We start from the raw sequence: 19,501 nt of genomic DNA, 5'->3' as shown, positions 1-19,501 counted from the left end.
TTTTCCCTTGTGAAAGCGGTTTGAACGGCTTAACCGAAAAGGGAAGCGTCCTGTTGCACCTCGCGCGTAGGGGAGCCCGTCCCGTTCCGCATGTGTGCCAGCGGCCCCTGCCAGATCAGGAGACCAAGGGATTTCATGACCGAGAGCAATTTCAGCGCCAGACTTTCCTCGCTGCTTCATTTCATCTACCCAGACGTGGATTCCCACATTCTCGGCAGTCAGGTCGTCGAGGCCTTCTGGCCCGAGGACACCCATCGCCGCCGTCAGCCGCGCAAGCCGGGCAACAATCTCTGGACCCAGAACGACGCCGTGCTGATCACCTATGGCGACAGCCTGATCGACGGCTATCACAAGCCGCTCGACCTGATGCACGACTTCCTGCTGAACCACATGAAGGGCGTGGTGAACGGGGTGCACATCCTGCCGTTCTTCCCCTTCACCTCGGATGACGGCTTTGCGGTGACCGATTACCGCAAGGTGAACCCGCAGCTTGGCGAATGGGCCGACATCACCCGCATCGGTAGCGAGTTCCACCTGATGTCGGACCTGGTGCTGAACCACGTCTCGAGCCAGGGGGTCTGGTTCAACGCCTACCGTCAGGGCCAGAAGCCCTATGACAAGTTCTTCTTCGAGGCCGACCCTTCGGACGATGTTTCGATGGTGACGCGCCCGCGCACCACGCCGCTCCTGCAGGAGGTCGAGACCGCCATGGGCACGCGCCATGTCTGGTGCACCTTCAGCCACGACCAGATCGATCTCGATTTCCGCAACCCGGACGTCCTGCTCGAGATCGTGCGCATCATCCGGCTGCATATCGACATGGGCGTGCGGATCATCCGGCTCGATGCGGTGGCCTTCCTGTGGAAAGAGCTTGGCACCAACTGCATCCACCTGCCGCAGACCCATGCGGTGATCCAGCTCATGCGCCTTTTGATGGACTACGCCACCGAGACGGTGATCCTGCTGACCGAGACCAACGTGCCCAAGGCCGAGAACCTGAGCTATTTCGGCCGCCGCAACGAGGCGCACGTGGTCTACAACTTCCCGCTGCCGCCGCTGACGCTGCACGCGATGATGTCGGGATCGGCGCGCTATCTCAACGACTGGCAGCGCACCATGCCGCCGGCGCCGTTGGGCTGCGCCTACCTGAACTTCACCGCCAGCCATGACGGCATCGGCATGCGCCCCGCCGAAGGTCTGCTGCCGCCGCCAGAGATCGGCCAGATCATCGACACCATCCACGAGATCGGCGGCAAGGTCTCGATGCGCTCGCTGCCCGGCGGGGGCGAGGCGCCCTACGAGCTCAACTGTACCTTCTTCGAAGCCATGGGGCGCACCTTCAAGGGCACCGATGATCTGCATTTCGACCGCTTTCTGTGTTCACAGACCATCCCGATGTCGCTCGAGGGCATTCCGGCCTTCTACATCCACTCGATGCTGGCCACGCCCAACGATCTTGAGGCGGTGGAACGGCGCGGCATGAACCGGGCGATCAACCGGCACCGCTGGGACTATCCCGAGCTTCAGGAAAAGCTCGCCGACCCCGAGACCATCCACGCCCGCGTTCTGGCGGCGTTGTCGGAGCGGCTGAAGATCCGGGCGCAACAGCCCGGCTTCCACCCGAACGCCACCCAGTTCACGCTGAACGTCGATGACCGCATCTTCGGTCTCTGGCGGCAGTCCCTGGACCGGGCGCAGTCGATCTTTGCGCTGCACAATGTCAGTGACGAGACCATCGAGATCCCGCAGGCGGATCTGAACCTGATCGCCGACGAGAGCTGGGTCGACTTGCTGAGCGGCGAAACCATCAAGGCCGGCCCGGTCGAGATGGCCCCCTATCAGTGCCGCTGGATCACCAACCTCGTCTGATCGTGCCGAGAATGAGGCGCGGGCGCGGCAGAGGCCGGCTCGCGCCCGTTTTACAGGAGGCCCGGCGCGGGTCGCGGCCCGATCATGGCCGCAATTTACCCGAGTATGACCGATTGATTCGGGGATGAGCTTGGATAAATTGCCGAAAATTGCGCGCAATCCGGCTTTTTCAGTCAAATTGACCACGCAACGCGAACAGGGCGCGCCACATTTGTGACCAGATTTGTCGTCGCGGGGCAACCGCGCCCCGTTCGATGAATTGTTGCCTCAGGTTGCACAGTCCGCCGACTGCGATCAGGCAATGATTGCTAAACTGCTTGTGTTTCTTGTGATCTGGCCGGCCAGACCTGATCGACGCGGAAACGATAGTCAACTCAAAGATGTGTGAAGTTGCCCCTAAGTCGCCTTTATGTGTCAACTCTGTGTCGGAAGTTGCCCAGATCACGCCATTTTTTCGTTTGAGGCGATTACCGGGCGCGGTTAAAAGATCGTAAGCCCGACTGGGGGGTGAAGACTAAAAGGCCACGGGGGCGGCCGCTGAACTGTGAAGCATCCGCAAGGGTGCGAGGGATGCGAATGGAGGTTATGCCTCCGCCGCCGATTGCCGTTCTTCGTCCACACCGAGAATGTGGGCGCTTCTGGCAGAGTTTCCCTTCGCGAACTTGCAGGCATGACGAGCAAAATGATGTTGTCGACGGTCTTCGTCGGCACCGTGTTTGCGGTTCCGGGTGCGCCCCGGTCTGTAAGGTTATGAGGGTCGAAAACAATGGCTGATCTGGTTCTGGATTGGAGCGCGCTGGGTGCCTATGGCACCTATCTCGAGAACACTGCGTCTGACGGCGTGACCGCGACCGTGGAGACCGGCGGTGTCGCCGTCGACATCACGTACACCGCGCAGGATCAGGGGGCGCAGGCCTTCACGGTGAACTTCACCGGCTACGTGCCGGAGGGGTCCGACACCGACCCGAACTCGCACCTCAAGCTGCTGGGGCTCGGTGGCGACGGCGACGGTACCGTGAGCGCGACCGCGACCACCGTGCTGAACTTCAGCTCGAGCAACGAGATCTACGGCGACGAGGTCCAGAACGTCTCGTTCCTGCTCAATGACGTCGATGCGGGGCCGGGCGGCGACTTCAGTGACCTGCTGGAAAACGCATCGGGATCTGAGGGCAGCTTCGAGGACAACGTGACCGTTCTTGCCTACGACGCCGAGGGCAACCCGGTCGACGTGACCCTGACTGTCGTGTCGGGCGGTGCGAGCGTTGACGGCGCCACCGCCACGGGCACCGAAACCACCGAGTTCGCCGATCCGGACGGCACGCTGCAGGTCTCCATCGAGGGCCCGGTCTCGCGGATCGAGATCGCCTATGCCAATGGCGGCGATCAGGACCAGGGCGTCCTGATCTCGGATATCGACTTCTCGACCACCGATGCCATCGACGGCCTGCCGGTCGCCGAGGATGACACGGTGACGACGGACGAAGACGTGGCGGTCGTGGTCGACGTGCTCTCGAATGACAGCGATCCCGACGGCGACACGCTGACCGTGACCGAGGCCACCGCCAGCAACGGCACCGTGACGATCAACGAAGACGGCACTCTGACCTACGCCCCCGATGCCGATTACAACGGCTCGGACGAGATCAGCTACACCATCTCCGATCCGGACGGGAACACCGACAGCGCGCTGGTCGATGTCACCGTGAACCCGGTGAACGACGATCCGGTTGCCAATGACGACACCGTCGGGACCGAGCAGGACGATCCGATCACCTTCGATCCGACCGACAACGACACCGATGTCGATGGCGACGATCTGGTGGTCTCCGAGATCGGCGACCCGGAGAACGGCACCGTCACGATCAACGAGGACGGCACCGTCACCTACACGCCGAATGAGGATTTCTTCGGCGAGGACACGATCTCCTACACGGTCGACGACGGCAATGGCGGCGAGGATGATGGTGTCATCACCGTCAACGTGACCGTGCCCACCGATCCGAACGACGGCGAATCGAACCGCGCGCCCGTTGCGGTCGATGACATGATCACCGCGACCGCGACCGATCCCGAGACCTTCGACCCGTCGGCAAACGACACCGACGCCGATGGCGATGAACTGACCATCACCTCGGTTGGCGAGGCGCAGAACGGCAGCGTGACGCTGAACGCCGATGGCACGGTCACCTATGTCGCGGACGAGACCTTCAACGGCACCGACAGCTACGACTACACGATCGACGATGGCAATGGCGGCACCGACACCGGCACCGTCACCGTCGAGGTGCTGCCCTGCTTCACCCCGGGCACGCTGATCGCCACGCCGAAGGGCGAGCGCCTGGTGGAGGATCTCGAGGTCGGCGACCGCGTCATCACCCGCGACAACGGCATCCAGGAGATCCGCTGGATTGGTCGCAAGGAACTGACCGGCTTCCAGCTGGCCCGCAAGCCGCATCTCAAGCCCGTCCTGATCCAGCAGGGCGCTCTGGGCAAGAACCTGCCCGAGCACGACCTGCTCGTGTCGCCGAACCACCGCGTCCTGGTCGCCAACGACAAGACCGCACTCTATTTCGAAGAGCGCGAGGTCCTCGCGGCGGCGAAGCACCTGACCGGTCTCGACGGGGTCGACGAGGTCGATACGCTCGGCGTCACCTACATCCACATGATGTTCGACAACCACGAGGTGGTGCTGTCGAACGGTGCTTGGACCGAGAGCTTCCAGCCCGGCGACCTGTCGCTGCGCGGCATTGGCGACGAGCAGCGACAGGAGATCTTCGAGCTGTTCCCCGAACTCGAGCACGCCGAGGGCCTCAAGGCTTACGGTGCAGCCCGCCGCTCGCTGAAGAAGCACGAGGCGCAGCTGCTGACCGAGTAAGGCAGGGCGAGGCCGGAGACGTCGTTCGTTCCGGTGCACTTCGACCCTGTGCCGGAATGATCTACGGGGAACGGAGCGGTGAGAGCCGCTCCGTTTCTTTTTGCGCGGTGCCCGTGCGGGCAGGTCTTGCCGTTGGTCTGAAGCGCGGCTTCGCGCGGTCGCGGGCGGTCCTGCGTGGCGAGAATTGGGACAAGGTCGAGCGGGTGACCCGGCAGGCGGTGCATGCCTCTGGGCAAGAAGAAAGGCCGCGCCCGGAAGGGGCGCGGCCGTCTCTGTCTTTGGCGTCCTGCGACCCGGGCTTGGGTCAGTTGCCGTAGGCCACCGATGGCAGCCACGTGGTCAGTTGCGGGAACTCGAACACGATGAACAGGCCGATCAGCTGCAGCACCACGAAGGGGATGATGCCGCGGTAGATATGCGACAGCGACACCCCGGGCGGGCAGACCCCCTTGAGGTAGAACAGCGCAAAGCCCACCGGTGGTGTCAGGAACGAGGTCTGCAAGGTCACCGCCACGAGGATGGCGAACCAAACGACCTGCGGGTCGCGCACCTGGTCATAGCCCGGCACCGCCAGCTCGAGCCCCTGGATGATCGGCAGCATCAGCGGCATGATGATGATGGTGATCTCGATCCAGTCGAGCAGGAAACCCAGGCAGAACACGATGAACAGGATGAAGGCCACGGTCCAGTAGGGGCTGTCGAAGGCCGAGAGCACCAGCTCCTGCACGATCTCGTCGCCGCCGTAGCGCCGCAGCACGTAGGCGAAGAAGTTGGCCGCAAGGAAGATGCCGACGATGTAGCCCGACGTGTTGAGGGTCGAGCGCGCCACTTCGCGGAACACCTTCCAGTTCAGCTTGCGGGCAAACAGCGCCAGAAGCGTTGCGCCGAAGGCGCCGAGGCCAGAGGCTTCGGTGGGTGTCGCAAGGCCGACAAAGATCGATCCCAGCACCAGCAGGATCAGGAACATCGGCGGCACAACGGCGACCAGCACTTCCTTGACCTCGCTCCAGCCGATGCGCGCGGTGCGCTCGGGCGCCGGCATCGCATCGGGCGAGATGAAGCCGTAGATCACGATGAACAGGATGTAGAGCGCGCCGAGGATCAGGCCCGGGAACAGCGCCCCCATGAACAGGTCTCCGAGCGAGATCGCAAGCTGGTCCGACATGATCACCAGCATGATCGAGGGCGGGATCAGAATGCCCAGCGTGCCGGCGGAGGCGATGGTGCCGGTGGCGATGGGCTTGGAGTAGTTCTGCGCCATCATCGCGGGCAGGGCCATCACGCCCAGAAGCGTCACCGAGGCACCGATCACGCCGGTCGAGGCGGCGAGGATGATGCCGATCAGCAGCACCGTCAGCGACAGGCCGCCACGTAGCCCGCCGAACAGCTTCTGCATGGCGTGCATCATGCGTTGCGCCACGCCGGACTGATCGAGCATCAGGCCCATGTAGATGAACATCGGCAGCGCCACGAGCACCGGATTCTTGATCGTGTTGCCGAAGATCCGCCCCGACAGCGCCTGCAGCTTGCGATAGTCGATGCCGGTGCGGTCAAAGGCCATGATCTCGCCCCAGAAGCGGCGATACGGGTCAAGCCCGATCTCGGCGATCAGCACGAAGACGAGGCTCACGCCGACAAGGGCAAAGGCCACCGGGATGCCGCGGAACAGCATCCAGATGAAGGTGGCGAACATCGCCGCGACGGCGATTTCGTTGATGGTCAGCCACTCCATGTCAGGCGTCCTTGCGGTCGAAGAGGCGCGCCACGACGATGGCGACCACGGTCAGAATGAGGGCGATGAGGATGGTCCAGCGCATCTCGTGCTGGCCGAACTCCCATTCGCCGAAGATCGGCAGGCGTCCCACGTCGCGGGCGCTCATCTCGGGATCGCGCGTGGCGTAGGCGACGCCGAAGATCGCGTAGTAGCAGATGAGGTTGATGGCATAGGCCACCGACGGGAACGCGAAGAGCAGCTGCTTCCACAGCGCCGGGCGCGTGAGCTTGGAGAGCAGGCGCACATAGGTCGACCACACCGCAATCGCGATGAAGATGAAAGCGACGTTCATGAAGCTCTTCATGATCCAGAGGTTGTGCAGCCCGTTGGGGCTGTCCGAGCCCTCGTCGGCGCGGATCGAGGTCAGCGCGTAGTCGAGCGTCACGTCCCAGCACAGGATGATGAAGGGCAGGAACAGCCACGCCAGCCCGAGGATGTCGGTGCGGATGCGCTTCCGCTTCTCGAAATTGTCGTAGAAGATATCGACGCGCACATGGCTGTTTGTGGTCACCGCGTAGCCGATCCCCATCAGCACCGCGGCGCCGTAGAGCCACCATTGCAGATCGTCGAGCCAGGCCTGGTTGTGGCCCATCTGGCGCAGCACCACCTGGGCACAGATCGCGATCATCAGGATCGGGAACAGCCACGCGGCCAGGTTCGAGACCTGGATGACGAAACGATCGCCACGATTATGGTCTGCGCGCCCGATCTCTCCCGGATCGGAGATCGCGGCCACGACCTCGGTTTGCTCGGTCATCGAGCCTGCCTCCCTCAAGCATGCGTGGCCGGGGCAGAGATGCCGCCCCGGCCTTGGTCTTTATGGATGAAATCCGGCTTACTGGTCGGCGACCGACGTGTAGGGGCGCGGCAGGTAGATGTTGTTCGACCAGAGCTTGTAGTCCTGGCGGAACTGCTGCAGGTCGTCCCAGACTTCCTGGAAGAACGGGTCTTCGGCGCCAAGCTCGCCGGCAACCTCGAGCCACGCGCTCTCGAACTGCTGGAGCTGCTCCTCGTTCCAGTTCTTGATCTCGACGCCGTGCTCTTCGACGTTTTCCTTCATCGCCGGGAAGTTCTTGGCTTCACCCTCGGCGAAGTTGTCGGCGAGGTTGGCCATGCAGGCGATCTCGATCTGGTTCTGGGCGATTTCGTCCAGTTCTTCCCAGCGGTCCTTGTTGATCAGCAGCTCGAACATGGTCGAAGGCTGGTGCCAGCCGGGGAAGTAGTTGTATTTCGCGATGTTGTAGAAGCCGAGGTTGGCGTCGACGAGCGGCATCGAGAACTCGGTCGCGTCGATCGCGCCGCGCTCGAGGGCCGGGAAGATGTCGCCACCCGCAAGCAGCGATGTCGACACGCCGAGCTTCTGCATGACTTCCGCGCCGAGGCCGAAGAAGCGCATGTTGAGGCCCTGCAGGTCCTCCATCGAGTTGATTTCCTTCTTGAACCAACCCGAGGTTTCCGGCGCGTACATGCCGCAGAGGATGACCTTCACGTTGTAGCCGTTGTCGTCATACATCTGCTGGAAATACTTCATGCCGTCGTCATAGAGCATCCATGCCAGCATCTCACCCGGTTCGGGGCCAAAGGGCACGGCGGCGAAGAGACCGGCGGCGTTCATCTTGCCCTGCCAGTATCCGGAGGTCGAATAGGCCGCGTCCACCGAGCCGTTCGAGGTCGCGTCGAGCATCTCGAGCGCCGGCACCAGCTCGCCGGGGTTGAAGTGCTCGAATTCCACCTCGGTCGAGATCGAGTTGATCTTGTCGACGAAGTTGACCGAGGCCGTGCCGAGGATCGGCAGGTTGTTGGCGTAGCCGCTGGTCATCTCGAACAGTTCCTGCGCCGAACCGGCGCCGGTCATGACGAAAGAGGCCGCTACCGCGGCCGCGAAGGTCTTTTTCATTGGGTGTCCTCCCTGTAATTCCGTCGCCCTCTCCCGTGGGCGTTCGGCAGTCTCCATCTGCCGGGTTCAAACGCTAACGGACCCGTGATGCGCTGTGAATACCCAATACTGCGGAGATGCGTGGATTTGCATGTGTGTCATCGCAAGCACCGCTTGGCCGCGCTTGCTCCGGCCCTTGGGGCGACCGTCGAGAGAGCCGACATGACGTTGCGTCTCATGTGCCGGTCCGCCCGCAAGGCCGGACTCGGGCGCTTGCGGGGCTTGCGGGCGGCGTCCGAAATCCCGTTATCTGCGCGCAGGACAGATTGCGAAGGACAGGATGATGCACGCGGTCGCGGATACGGAGCGTCTGGTGACAGACGGGATCATCACCCCGGCACAGGCTGGCGAGATCGAGGCCCGGGCGCGCGAGGCGATGATCGGGCTGGCGGTGAACGCGGTGCTGGTCTTCGGCATCCTGGCCGCCACCGGCGGGCTGATCCTCTGGCTCGCGAGCCCGCTCGCGGTGGCGATCGGCGGCTCGCTCACGCTGATCTGCGGCCTGCTGGTGCTGTTCCGGGGCGGCGCGATGCTGCGCATGTTCGGCAATGCCGCGACGCTGATCGGGGCGGGCATGCTGCTTGGCGGCGGCGCAGTGGAACTGCTCGACAAATATCCCGAGATGGCCGGCGGGCCGATGGCGCTGGCGGGGGCGGCGATTGCCGTGCCGGCGACGCTGGCGCTGCGCCGCGCGGGCGAGGTCGCGCGCTTTGCCACCGCTGCGATCCTGCTCATGGGGCTGGCGCTGCATCTTGGCGGGCTGGCCTATCTGATGGGCCGCAACGAGGTCTCGGGCCTGCCGATTTCGCTCTACTACCTCTACACCGCGGCGGTGCTCGCGTGGGGCGGATGGCGGATCGATCTGCGGCTGGTCACGGCGCTGGCCATCGTGCCCTTCGCGCAGATGCTCGACACCTCGACCTTCTATTTCCACGCGGCCTACGTGTTCTATTCGCCCGAGCCGACGCTCTCGATCCTGCAGATGGGTCTGCTGATCTCGGGCTGCCTCGCGCTGGCGGCCCGCAGCAACGATCGGGGCGCGCGGCACGCGCGGGTGCTGATGGTGCTGGCCTTCGTGGTAGCCAATCTCTGCGCTCTGGTGGGCTCGCTCTGGGGGGACGTGGTGGGCGAGCACATCTGGGGACCGGGGCGCTATCGCTTTGGCGAGATGTCCTACGAAGAGTTCATCGCGCTGCGCGAGGGCTTCCGGGCGTCGACGCTGGTGATCTCGCACCATGTGTTCACGGTGCTCTGGGCGCTGGCGCTGATCGCGATGATGGTCTGGGCGGGTATCCGAAACCAGCGCGGCCTGTTCAACGCGGCGCTGACCTTCGCCGCGATCCACGCCTACACGCAGCTTTTCGAGAGTTTCTGGGACGAGCCGCTGGCCTACGTCATCGCGGGCCTCACCGCGATCCCTCTGGCATGGGGAACGTGGCGTCTGAATCTCTGGCTCAGGAGCCGGGCCGCGCCGCCGCCTTCGCCGCGCGCCGCGCCATGACCGCGCCGGCCAGATCGATGGTGTAACGCTCGAGCGCCGTGAGTGCTGCGTCGCAGGCGGCCGCGTCCTGCGCCTCGAGTGCATCCGCCACCGCCGCGTGCAGCGCCACGATGCGGGCACGGTCGCGGGCGGTGAAGGTGATCATGTTCATCAGCGGCTGCATCGCCTCGACCGCCCCGGCGAGCTGATAGGACAGCACCGGGTTGGCGGCGGCATCGACCAGAGCCCGGTGGAAGGCCACGTCGGAGGCGCAGAACGCTTCATCGCTGAGCCGGGCGTCTGACTGGTTGGCAAGCTCGGCGCGCATGGTCGCGAGATGCGCCGCCTCGCGCCGCGCACAGGCCAGCGGCGCGCAGGCGCGCTCCATGGCGAAGCGGGCCTCGCAGGCGGTCTCGAAGGCGATGGCGTTCATCGACAGCAGCAGTGTCGAGGTGGTGATCTGCTGGCCATGCGCCGCCTCGTAGGAGAGGTGGTTGACGAAGGCGCCGCCGGTGGCACCGCGCTGGGTGCGGATCAGCGACTGCGCGGCAAGCCGCTTCAGCGCCTCGCGCACCGTCGGGCGCGACACGCCGTATTGCTCGGCGAGCTCTGCCTCGGAGGGCAGCCGGTCTCCGACCAGCAATCTGCCCGTGACGATGGCATCGCGCAGGGCGCTGGCGATCTCGGTGGAGCGATCGGTCTTCGGGGTGCTTGCAGGCGACATGAGGGGCTGTTTAATTGTCAGACAATTGGCTGTCCAGCGCCGAGTCGCCCTTGTGGCGCTTGGTGCGCCGAACGAAGGAGCCGGCTGCGATGCTGTCCCCGGATTACGTGCTGAGCATGGCACGCTACAATGCATGGCAGAACCGCCAGATGAAGGCGGCGCTCGAGGCGTTGCCCGAGGCCGAGCTGCGCCGCGACCGGGGCGCGTTCTTCGGCTCGATCTTTGCCACGGTGAACCACCTGCTTTGGGCCGATGCCATGTGGATGAGCCGCTTCGCGGACTGGCCGAAGCCTGATGCGGGCATCGACGACAGCACCACGCTGGTGCCGACGCTTGCGGTCTGGGGGGCCGAGCGGTTCCGCGCCGATGCGCGGATCCTGCTCTGGGCCGAGCGACTGGGCGCACTGGATCTCACCGGCGATCTGCGCTGGTCTTCCGGTGCCACGGGGCGCGTGCAGGTCAGGCCGCTGGGCCAGTGCCTGGCGCATATGTTCAACCACCAGACCCATCATCGCGGGCAGGTGCACGCGATGGCGACGGCCGCCGGAGGAGAGGGCTGGGTCAGCGATCTCGCCTTCATGCCGGGCGAGGGGCCTTGGTTGTGAGCGTCGGGGCAGGGAGGGGCGCTGCCCCTCTGCCGCCCGATCGGCGGCATTCACCCCGAGGTATTTGAGAACCAGAGAAGGAGCCTGCCGAGGTGCAGGCGGAGAGGTGAGACGAGATGTTCAAGGCGCTTGTGGTCGAGAAAGACGCGGAGAGCGGCAAGACTTCCGCAGCGGTGCGCGAGATCGGGCTGGAGGATCTGCCCGAGGGAGAGGTCACCGTGGCGGTGGAGTATTCCACGCTGAACTACAAGGACGGGCTCTGCATCGGGCCGGGCGGCGGGCTGGTGCGGACTTACCCGCACGTACCGGGGATCGACTTCGCCGGTACGGTCGAGCGCTCGGAGGACGCGCGCTACAAGCCCGGCGACAAGGTCGTGCTGACCGGCTGGCGCGTCGGCGAAGCGCATTGGGGCGGCTACGCGCAGAAGGCGCGGGTCAAGGCCGATTGGCTGGTGCCGCTGCCCGAGGGGCTCGACACTCGCGCGGCAATGGCGGTGGGAACCGCCGGATTCACCGCGATGTTGGCGGTCATGGCGCTCGAGGATCACGGTGTGAGCCCGGCCAAGGGGCCGGTGCTGGTAACCGGCGCCGCGGGCGGCGTGGGCTCGGTGGCGACGGCGGTGTTGGCGCATCTGGGTTACGAGGTGGCGGCGGTCACCGGGCGGCCCGAGCAGGAGGATTACCTGCGCGGGCTCGGGGCGGCGCGCATCGTGCCTCGCGCGGAACTGGCGGAGACCGTGAAGCGCCCGCTGGAGAGCGAAAGCTGGGCCGGCTGCGTCGATGCGGTGGGCGGGGCGATGCTGGCGCGCGTGCTGGGCCAGATCAGCTATGGCGGCTCGGTCGCGGCGGTGGGGCTGGCGGGCGGCGCGCAGCTTCCGGCCACGGTGATCCCGTTCCTGCTGCGGGGGGTGAACCTCCTGGGCATCGACAGCGTGATGCAGCCCTTCGACAACCGCCTGCGGGCCTGGCGCCGGGTGGCGCGAGATCTGCCGATGGACAAGCTCGACGCGATGGTGGTGCCGGCGACGCTCGAGGATCTTCCGCAGCTTGGTGCCGACATCCTCGAAGGCCAGGTTAAGGGCCGAGTCGTTGTCGACATGGCGGGATGATCAACCGAAACGGGAGCAATACAGGTCGCATTTGCGAATAAATGTCGCTTTTGGACATTTATGCGCCTTGTCCCTTTTTGCCTTAGCCGTTAGGTGCGCTACCCTGCGTCATCGGCGATGTCTTGCCACATCGCCGTAATCACGGGCCGGCGCCGCGCTTTCGCGCCCCTTGCGAGGGCGGGCGGCGGCCGAAAAGCCGGGATCAACCCGGGTAACCTGGACACAGGAGGGACACGTGTTCGAACGCATCATGGTGCCGGTCGACCTGACCCATGCCGAACGGCTCGAGAAGGCGCTGCTTTGCGCCGCCGACCTTGCCGCGCATTACGGCGCGACGGTGATTTACGTCGGCGTGACGACGGAACAGCCGTCGGCGATCGCCCACACGCCGAAGGAATATGCCGAGAAGCTCTCTGCCTTCGCCGCCGACCAGGCCGCGCTGCGCGGCATCTCCACCGAGGCCAAGGCCTATGCCAGCCACGATCCGAGCATCGATCTCGACCCCACGCTGCTCAAGGCCGTGGGCGAGGTGAATGCCGATCTCGTGGTGATGGCGAGCCATATCCCGAATATCGCCGACCACTGGTGGCCCGCGAATGGCGGCAGCATTGCCACAGAAGCCAAGATCTCGGTGATGCTGGTGCGCTGACGGCGCAGGCAGGAGACCGGACAACAACAACAAGAGGGAGTTTCGTGCCATGAGTGACACGAGCGACGACCAGGGTATCCCCGCGCCAGAAGGCAGCGCGGATATCATCGAGACCGATTACGTCATCGGTCAGGACAATATCGAGAAACAGATCGGGCCGTTCGGCCTCGACATCCACAACCCCGTCTTCGCCATCTCCGGCCTCGCCGTCATCGTCTTCGTGTTCTACACGCTGGCGCTGCCCGAGCAGGCGGGATCGGTGTTCAGCTGGCTCTTCGACAGCGTGACCAAGGGCTTTGACTGGTTCTTCCTCGGCGCGGCGAACATCTTCGTGATCTTCTGCCTGCTGCTCATCGTAACCCCTGTGGGCTCGGTGCGGCTTGGCGGTGCGGATGCGACGCCGGATTACACCTATGCCGGCTGGTTCGCGATGCTGTTCGCCGCGGGCATGGGCATCGGCCTGATGTTCTACGGCGTGTCCGAGCCGATGAGCCACTTCTCCTCCTCCATCGGCGGTGTCGCCATGGGCGAGAACGGCGTTCGGACCGACTGGGCACCGCTTGGCGGTGCAGAGGGCAACGAGGAGGCCGCGACCCGGCTCGCCTTTGCCGCCACGATCTTCCACTGGGGCCTGCACCCGTGGGCGATCTACGCGGTGGTGGCGCTGGCGCTGGCGCTGTTCTCCTACAACAAGGGCCTTCCGCTCACCATCCGTTCGGCCTTCTACCCGATCCTCGGCGAGCGCGTCTGGGGCTGGCCGGGTCACATCATCGACGTGCTGGCGGTGTTCGCCACGCTGTTCGGTCTTGCCACCTCGCTGGGCTTCGGCGCGACGCAGGCCAATGCCGGTCTGAACGAACTCTTCGGCATCCCGGTGAGCTCCACCACCGAGGTCATCCTGATCTCGGCGATCACCGCCGTGGCGCTGGTCTCGGTGCTGCGCGGCCTCGACGGCGGCGTGAAGGTGCTCTCCGAGATCAACATGGGCCTGGCCTTCCTGCTGCTGGTCTTCGTTCTGCTGACGGGCCACACCATCGCGCTGCTGACCGGCTTCGTGGACTATCTCGGCGCCTACCTGCAGTATCTGCCGGCGTTGTCGAACCCGGTCGGTCGTGAAGACGTCAACTTCATGCAGGGCTGGACCTCGTTCTACTGGGCGTGGTGGATCTCCTGGTCGCCGTTCGTGGGCATGTTCATCGCCCGCGTCAGCCGTGGCCGCACCGTGCGCGAGTTCATCGTCTGCGTGCTGCTGATCCCGAGCCTCGTCTGCGTGCTGTGGATGAGCGTCTTCGGTGGCAATGCCATCCAGCAGGTGCTCAACGACGGCTACACCGCTGCGCAGGACGCGGACCTTCCCGTCAAGCTCTTCAAGATGCTCGACGTGATGCCGCTGGCGTCGATCACGTCGCTGATCGGCATCGTGCTGGTGATCGTGTTCTTCGTGACCTCGTCGGACTCCGGTTCGCTGGTGATCGACACCATCACCGCGGGCGGCAAGGTCGATGCGCCGGTGCCTCAGCGTGTGTTCTGGTGCGTCTTCGAGGGCGCCGTGGCCATCGTGCTGCTGCTCTCGGCGGGCGGTCTGTCCTCGCTGCAATCCATGGTGATCTCGACGGGTCTCCCGTTCACCATCGTGCTGCTGATCATGTGCTGGGCGATCTGGCGCGGCCTGACGGCAGAGCGCCGCAACACCTGATTGTCCGGGGCGATCCCGAGACGATGAGAACGCGGGCCTTCGGGCCCGCGTTTTTCATTTCGGAGGGGGGAGAAACTTGGCGACCGTCGGCCCCAATTCCGCGCGGGCCAGGAGCCCAGAACGAGACTGTCTGAAGCGCCCCTGACCGAGGTCGAACCTGCCAAGATCGTTCGCTTCCCAGGCACCAGTCGCCTTAGCGGGTCTTTGCCAAACCGCCCCCACATCCAGACGTTGCATTGCCTCGGAGCGATCGCATTTTCCCGCCAACCACACCCTCCGCATCGCCTTGACGCTCCGTCTCGCAGCCGGTTTGTTGCAGCACAAATTACGGGAGTCGCGATCATGCTGGATCTGGAGTTCGTGCGCGGGCAGTTTCCCGCCTTTGCCGAGCCGTCGCTCGAGGGCTGGGCCTTCTTCGAGAATGCCGGGGGCTCCTACACGTGCCAGCCGGTGATCGACAGGCTCACGCGGTTCTACCACCAGCGCAAGGTGCAGCCCTACGCGCCATTCCCGGCCTCCGAGGCCGCCGGTGCCGAGATGGACGAGGCGCGCATGCGTCTTGCCGCGCTTCTGGGTGTGGAAACGGAAGAGCTGAGCTTCGGCCCCTCGACCACCCAAAACACCTATGTGCTGGCGCAGGCGTTCCGCAAATTCATGCAGCCGGGCGAAGCCATCGTGGTGACCAACCAGGACCACGAGGCCAATTCCGGTCCGTGGCGGCGACTGGCCGAGGAGGGCATCGAGATCCGCGAATGGAAGGTCGATCCCGAGACCGGCCATCTCGATCCCGCCGCGCTGGAAAAGCTCCTCGACGAGAAGGTCCGGCTGGTCTGCTTCCCGCACTGTTCCAACGTGGTGGGCGAGATCAACCCGGTCGCCGAGATCACCGCGCTGGCCCATGCCGCCGGGGCCTTTGCCTGCGTCGACGGCGTGAGCTTTGCGCCGCACGGGTTTCCGGATGTGGGCGAGCTGGGCTGCGACATCTATCTGTTCTCGGCTTACAAGACCTTCGGTCCGCATCAGGGGATCATGGTCATGCGTCGCGCGCTGGCCGAGGCGCTGCCGAACCAGGCCCATTTCTTCAACGGCGACACGCTGTACAAGAAGTTCACCCCTGCGGGGCCAGATCACGCTCAGGTCGCCGCTTGCGCCGGCATGGTCGATTATGTCGAGGCGCTGGCGGCACATCAGGGCGTCGCACCGGGTGCTGTGGCCGGGCTGATGCATGCCCACGAGGTGCAGCTCATGCAGCCCTTGCTGGATTTCCTCGGGTCGCGAAATTCTGTCCGGCTGCTCGGTCCCAAGAGCGCCGAGAACCGCGCGCCGACGGTGGCCGTGGCCCTGCAGGGGCCGGCGGAGCCGGTCGCGCGGCGGTTGGCGAACCACAAGGTGATGGCCGGGGGGAGCAATTTCTACGCCGTGCGGCCGCTTCAGGCGATGGGCATCGACCCCGATGACGGGGTGCTGCGACTGTCCTTCACGCACTACACCTCGCCCGAGGAGGTTGACCAGTTGATCGCCGCGCTTGATCGGGAGCTGTAAAGCCGCCGCGCCGAGCGGCAATGCGGTTGACCCTTGGCGCGGGGCGCTATCTTCCTCGCGGAACCACGCGAGGACAGAATGAGCGACACGAGCCCCATCATCGTCTGGATCCGCCGCGACCTGCGGCTGAGCGATCACGCCACCCTGCACGAGGCGGGCAAGTCCGGCCGCCCGGTGATCCCGGTGTTCATACGCGACCACACGGTCGACCAGCTGGGCGCGGCGCCGAAATGGCGGCTCGGGCTCGGGCTCGGTTGCTTTGGCGAGGCGCTGGCCGAGAAGGGCAGTCGGCTGATCCTGAGGGCAGGGCCCGCGCGCGAGGTGCTCGACGCGCTGATCGACGAGACCGGCGCCGGTGCGGTCTGGTGGCAACGCGCCTATGATCCGGCCTCGGTGGAGCGCGACACCGCGGTCAAGTCGGCGCTCAAGGACCGCGAGATCGACGCCCGGAGTTTTGCCGGCCACCTGCTCTTCGAGCCGTGGACGGTCGAGACCAAGCAGGGCGGTTTCTACAAGGTCTACACGCCCTTCTGGCGCGCGGTCTGCGACCGGGATGTGCCCGAGCCTCTGCCCGCGCCATCGAAGCTGGCCGCGCCGGAGAGCTGGCCAGAGAGCGATGCCCTCGACGATTGGGGGCTGGGCGATGCGATGCGGCGCGGTGCGGCGGTGGTGGAGCCATACGTGCAGCTTGGCGAGCGGGCGGCGCAGGCACGGCTGGGCGCGTTCACCTCCGGCAAGATCGCAGACTATGACAAGGGCCGGAACCTCGTGGCCGAGGATGGTTGCTCGACCCTGTCGGAGAACCTCGCGCTTGGTGAGATCAGCCCGGCGCAGTGCTGGCACGCGGCGATGCGGGCCAAGGACGCGGGCAAGGAGGGCGCCGAAACCTGGGCAAAGGAGCTGGTCTGGCGCGAGTTCGCCTACCACCTCCTGTGGCACACCCCGCATCTGGCCGAGAGCAACTGGCGCGAGGAATGGGCGGCCTTTCCGTGGAACGAGGACGAACGCCGCAAGGAGGTGATCGCGTGGAAGCGCGCGCGCACCGGCATTCCCTTCGTCGATGCGGCGCTGCGCGAGATGTACGTAACGGGCCGCATGCACAACCGCGCCCGGATGATCGTCGCGAGCTACCTCACCAAGCACCTGATGTGCCACTGGAAGATCGGCATGGACTGGTTCGAGGACTGCCTGATCGACTGGGATCCGGCCTCGAACGCGCTTGGCTGGCAGTGGAGCGCCGGCAGCGGCCCGGATGCGACGCCATATTTCCGGGTCTTCAATCCGATCACCCAGCGCGAGAAATTCGACCCCGACAAGGTCTATGTGGACCGCTGGATCGCCGAGGGGCAGAGCAATCCGCCGAAGACCGCGCTGAGCTATTTCGACGCCATCCCCGAGAGCTGGGCGATGACGCCGGACGACGCCTATCCCGAGCCGATCGTGAGCGCCGAGGACGGGCGCAAGGCGGCGCTCGATGCCTATCAGAACCGGGATTTCTGAGCTCGGGCCCGGCTCGCCGGTTGTCTCGATTTCGACACATCGGGTTCCTTGCATCCGGGAAAGCCCGGGCTTCGGCTTGCCAGCCGGGCCGGGGCGTGGCTTATCTTGCGGGCAATCCCTAGGTTGACCGGATGAAAGGCCCGCGCCGATGTGTACAGCTGCCCGCCTGATCGCCGCCCTGTGCATGGCGGGGGCCGCCTATTTCACCTCGGAATACGCCAAGGGCCTCTTCGACGAGGTGCAGAACTTCGGCGTCTTCAGCTATATCAACACCGCCATCGGGTTCCTCTGCGGCTGGATCATCATCGGGCCTCGCGCCGGGCGCGGGATGTCCGCCGCGATCTCGCATTGCATCACCGGCGCCGCCGCGCTCGTGTTCTGGTGCCTGATGCTCTACTCGCTCAAGCAGATGTGGGACCTTGCCCTGCGCCGGCGCTACGACGGCGCCATGGAGGCCGCTGCCGGGGTGTTCGAGATCGCGATCGTCTACGGCGAGCGCCTGCTCAACACCGGATTTTTCATGATGCTTATCATCGGCGCTCTGGTGACCGCCGTGCTTTCCGAGACCGCCTCGCGCCACTGGCGCTGAAGGAGCCCCCGTGCCCGATCTGTTCGTCTACGGCACCCTGTGCCACCGGCCCGTGCTGGCCGAAATCCTTGGCCGCGACGCACAAGCCGTGCCGGCCATGCTGCCCGACCTGTCGGTCTACTACGCCAATACCAAGGGCGTGCCCGAAGCCGCGCTTTGCATCGCGCCGGGCACCGCAGCCGAGGGGCTGTTGCTTCAGGGGCTTTCCGACGAGGACATGGCACGGCTGGCATTCTTCTCGGGCGGGTTCGGCGAGGGGCTGCAGGAGCGCGAGGCGCTGACCGGAACCGGTGCGCGGCTGCCGGTGCTGGTCGCGTGCAGCGCCTGCCCGCCGCAGGAGTGCGGTCCGCTCTTCCACCTCTCGGAATGGGCGGCGGACTGGGGCGAACTGGCAAGGCGCACGGCGCGCGAGATCATGCGGCAATACGGGCGCGCGAGTTCTGCCGAGATCGCCGGGCGGCGGCCGTTCCTGGCGGCGCGCGCCTGGGCCCGGATCCTTGCGCGGGGTGGCGCCCCGCACGAGCTGCGCTCGGGACGCGGCCGCGAGATCGTCGAGATCGTGCAGGACCACGCGGGCTTCGAGGGCTTCTTTCGCACCCGCGCCTTCGAATTGCGCCACCAGCGCTTTGACGGGAGCATGACCGAGACCTTCTCGCGCGAGTGCTTCGTGGCCTATGATGCGGCGCTGGTGCTGCCCTACGATCCGGCGACCGACCGGGTGATGCTGATCGAGCAGCTCCGCTACGGCCCTCTGTTCCGTGGGGATCCGCAGTTGACCGTGCTCGAACCGGCCGCCGGGCTGGTCGACGCCGGCGAGAGCCCCGAGGCCTGCGCGCTGCGCGAGGCGCAGGAGGAAGCCGGGCTCGACATCCGCGAGCTGCGCCCGATGATGAAGGTCTATGCCGCGCCGGGCTACAGCACCGAGTTCTACCATTGCTTCCTCGGGCTGTGCGCGCTCTCGGAGGCCGACAACGGCATGGGCGGGCTCGAAGAGGAGCACGAAGACATCCGCAATCATGTGATTCCGTTCGACGAGGCGCTCGCGCTTTGCGACAGCGGCGAGGTCAATGTCGGCCCGCTGGCAATGATGCTCTACTGGCTGGCACGTCATCGTGAGGAGTTGCGTTCGAGCGCTTGAGTTCCCCGGGGGCGC

General features: G+C 65.4%; 15 protein-coding genes. 11 read left to right on the top strand and 4 right to left on the bottom strand.

From position 1 onward, the window contains the following. Positions 1-135 precede the first annotated feature (135 nt). Both R2601_RS17365 and R2601_RS17360 read left to right on the top strand, forming a co-directional pair. Entirely contained in the window at positions 136-1,869 is a 1,734-nt protein-coding gene (locus R2601_RS17365) for a sugar phosphorylase (protein ID WP_007800667.1), read from the top strand. Between the two features lie 766 nt (positions 1,870-2,635). Further along, on the top strand, positions 2,636-4,744 hold the full coding sequence (locus R2601_RS17360) for an Ig-like domain-containing protein (protein WP_007800665.1): 2,109 nt from the start codon (positions 2,636-2,638) through the stop codon (positions 4,742-4,744). Between the two features lie 304 nt (positions 4,745-5,048). Here R2601_RS17360 and R2601_RS17355 read toward each other — a convergent pair whose 3' ends face one another. The 3 genes from R2601_RS17355 to R2601_RS17345 form a co-directional block, all read right to left on the bottom strand. Then, positions 5,049-6,476: a TRAP transporter large permease gene (locus R2601_RS17355; RefSeq protein WP_007800663.1), complete on the bottom strand. Its 1,428-nt coding sequence runs from the start codon at positions 6,474-6,476 to the stop codon at positions 5,049-5,051. A 1-nt stretch (position 6,477) separates the two neighbouring features. Beyond that, positions 6,478-7,275, bottom strand: coding sequence for a TRAP transporter small permease subunit (locus tag R2601_RS17350; protein ID WP_007800661.1), 798 nt, complete (start codon positions 7,273-7,275; stop codon positions 6,478-6,480). 78 nt (positions 7,276-7,353) lie between these two features. Further along, complete coding sequence (locus tag R2601_RS17345) at positions 7,354-8,415, bottom strand: TRAP transporter substrate-binding protein (RefSeq protein WP_007800659.1); 1,062 nt, start codon at positions 8,413-8,415, stop codon at positions 7,354-7,356. A gap of 352 nt (positions 8,416-8,767) precedes the next feature. On the opposite strand from R2601_RS17345, the gene R2601_RS17340 reads away from it, so the two are divergent. Beyond that, positions 8,768-9,955 carry a hypothetical protein gene (locus R2601_RS17340; protein ID WP_311135719.1) on the top strand — a complete coding sequence of 396 codons (1,188 nt, stop codon included), beginning with the start codon at positions 8,768-8,770 and terminating at the stop codon, positions 9,953-9,955. On the opposite strand, the gene R2601_RS17335 is transcribed toward R2601_RS17340, so the two are convergent. Beyond that, positions 9,909-10,658, bottom strand: a complete 750-nt coding sequence (locus R2601_RS17335; protein ID WP_007800654.1) for a FadR/GntR family transcriptional regulator — start codon at positions 10,656-10,658, stop codon at positions 9,909-9,911. The two genes, R2601_RS17340 and R2601_RS17335, sit on opposite strands and share 47 nt — an antisense overlap. Before the next feature lie 89 nt (positions 10,659-10,747). On the opposite strand from R2601_RS17335, the gene R2601_RS17330 reads away from it, so the two are divergent. The 8 genes from R2601_RS17330 to R2601_RS17295 all read left to right on the top strand — a co-directional run bounded on the left by R2601_RS17330 (position 10,748) and on the right by R2601_RS17295 (position 19,486). Continuing rightward, positions 10,748-11,263 (top strand): DinB family protein, encoded by a 516-nt coding sequence (locus R2601_RS17330; RefSeq protein WP_007800651.1) that lies wholly within the window; start codon positions 10,748-10,750, stop codon positions 11,261-11,263. A 116-nt stretch (positions 11,264-11,379) separates the two neighbouring features. Then, positions 11,380-12,372: an acryloyl-CoA reductase gene (gene acuI, locus R2601_RS17325; RefSeq protein ID WP_007800650.1), complete on the top strand. Its 993-nt coding sequence runs from the start codon at positions 11,380-11,382 to the stop codon at positions 12,370-12,372. A gap of 235 nt (positions 12,373-12,607) precedes the next feature. Beyond that, the gene (locus tag R2601_RS17320; protein WP_007800648.1) at positions 12,608-13,021 is read left to right on the top strand and encodes a universal stress protein; all 414 of its coding nucleotides are present in this window, start codon (positions 12,608-12,610) and stop codon (positions 13,019-13,021) included. Positions 13,022-13,070: 49 nt separating this feature from the next. Further along, positions 13,071-14,717 (top strand): BCCT family transporter, encoded by a 1,647-nt coding sequence (locus R2601_RS17315; RefSeq protein ID WP_007800645.1) that lies wholly within the window; start codon positions 13,071-13,073, stop codon positions 14,715-14,717. A gap of 342 nt (positions 14,718-15,059) precedes the next feature. Continuing rightward, positions 15,060-16,259 (top strand): aminotransferase class V-fold PLP-dependent enzyme, encoded by a 1,200-nt coding sequence (locus tag R2601_RS17310; protein WP_007800643.1) that lies wholly within the window; start codon positions 15,060-15,062, stop codon positions 16,257-16,259. A 78-nt stretch (positions 16,260-16,337) separates the two neighbouring features. After that, complete coding sequence (locus tag R2601_RS17305; RefSeq protein WP_007800640.1) at positions 16,338-17,759, top strand: cryptochrome/photolyase family protein; 1,422 nt, start codon at positions 16,338-16,340, stop codon at positions 17,757-17,759. A 148-nt stretch (positions 17,760-17,907) separates the two neighbouring features. Next, positions 17,908-18,348 carry a TrgA family protein gene (locus R2601_RS17300; protein ID WP_040544868.1) on the top strand — a complete coding sequence of 147 codons (441 nt, stop codon included), beginning with the start codon at positions 17,908-17,910 and terminating at the stop codon, positions 18,346-18,348. A 10-nt stretch (positions 18,349-18,358) separates the two neighbouring features. After that, positions 18,359-19,486, top strand: coding sequence for an NUDIX domain-containing protein (locus R2601_RS17295; RefSeq protein ID WP_007800636.1), 1,128 nt, complete (start codon positions 18,359-18,361; stop codon positions 19,484-19,486). Positions 19,487-19,501: the final 15 nt, after the last annotated feature.

Origin of the sequence: Salipiger bermudensis HTCC2601, from assembly GCF_000153725.1 — a bacterium.
Classification (GTDB): domain Bacteria; phylum Pseudomonadota; class Alphaproteobacteria; order Rhodobacterales; family Rhodobacteraceae; genus Salipiger; species Salipiger bermudensis.
The sequence above is the reverse complement of the archived record's forward strand: the minus strand, read 5'-3'. Positions and strand labels throughout refer to the sequence as shown.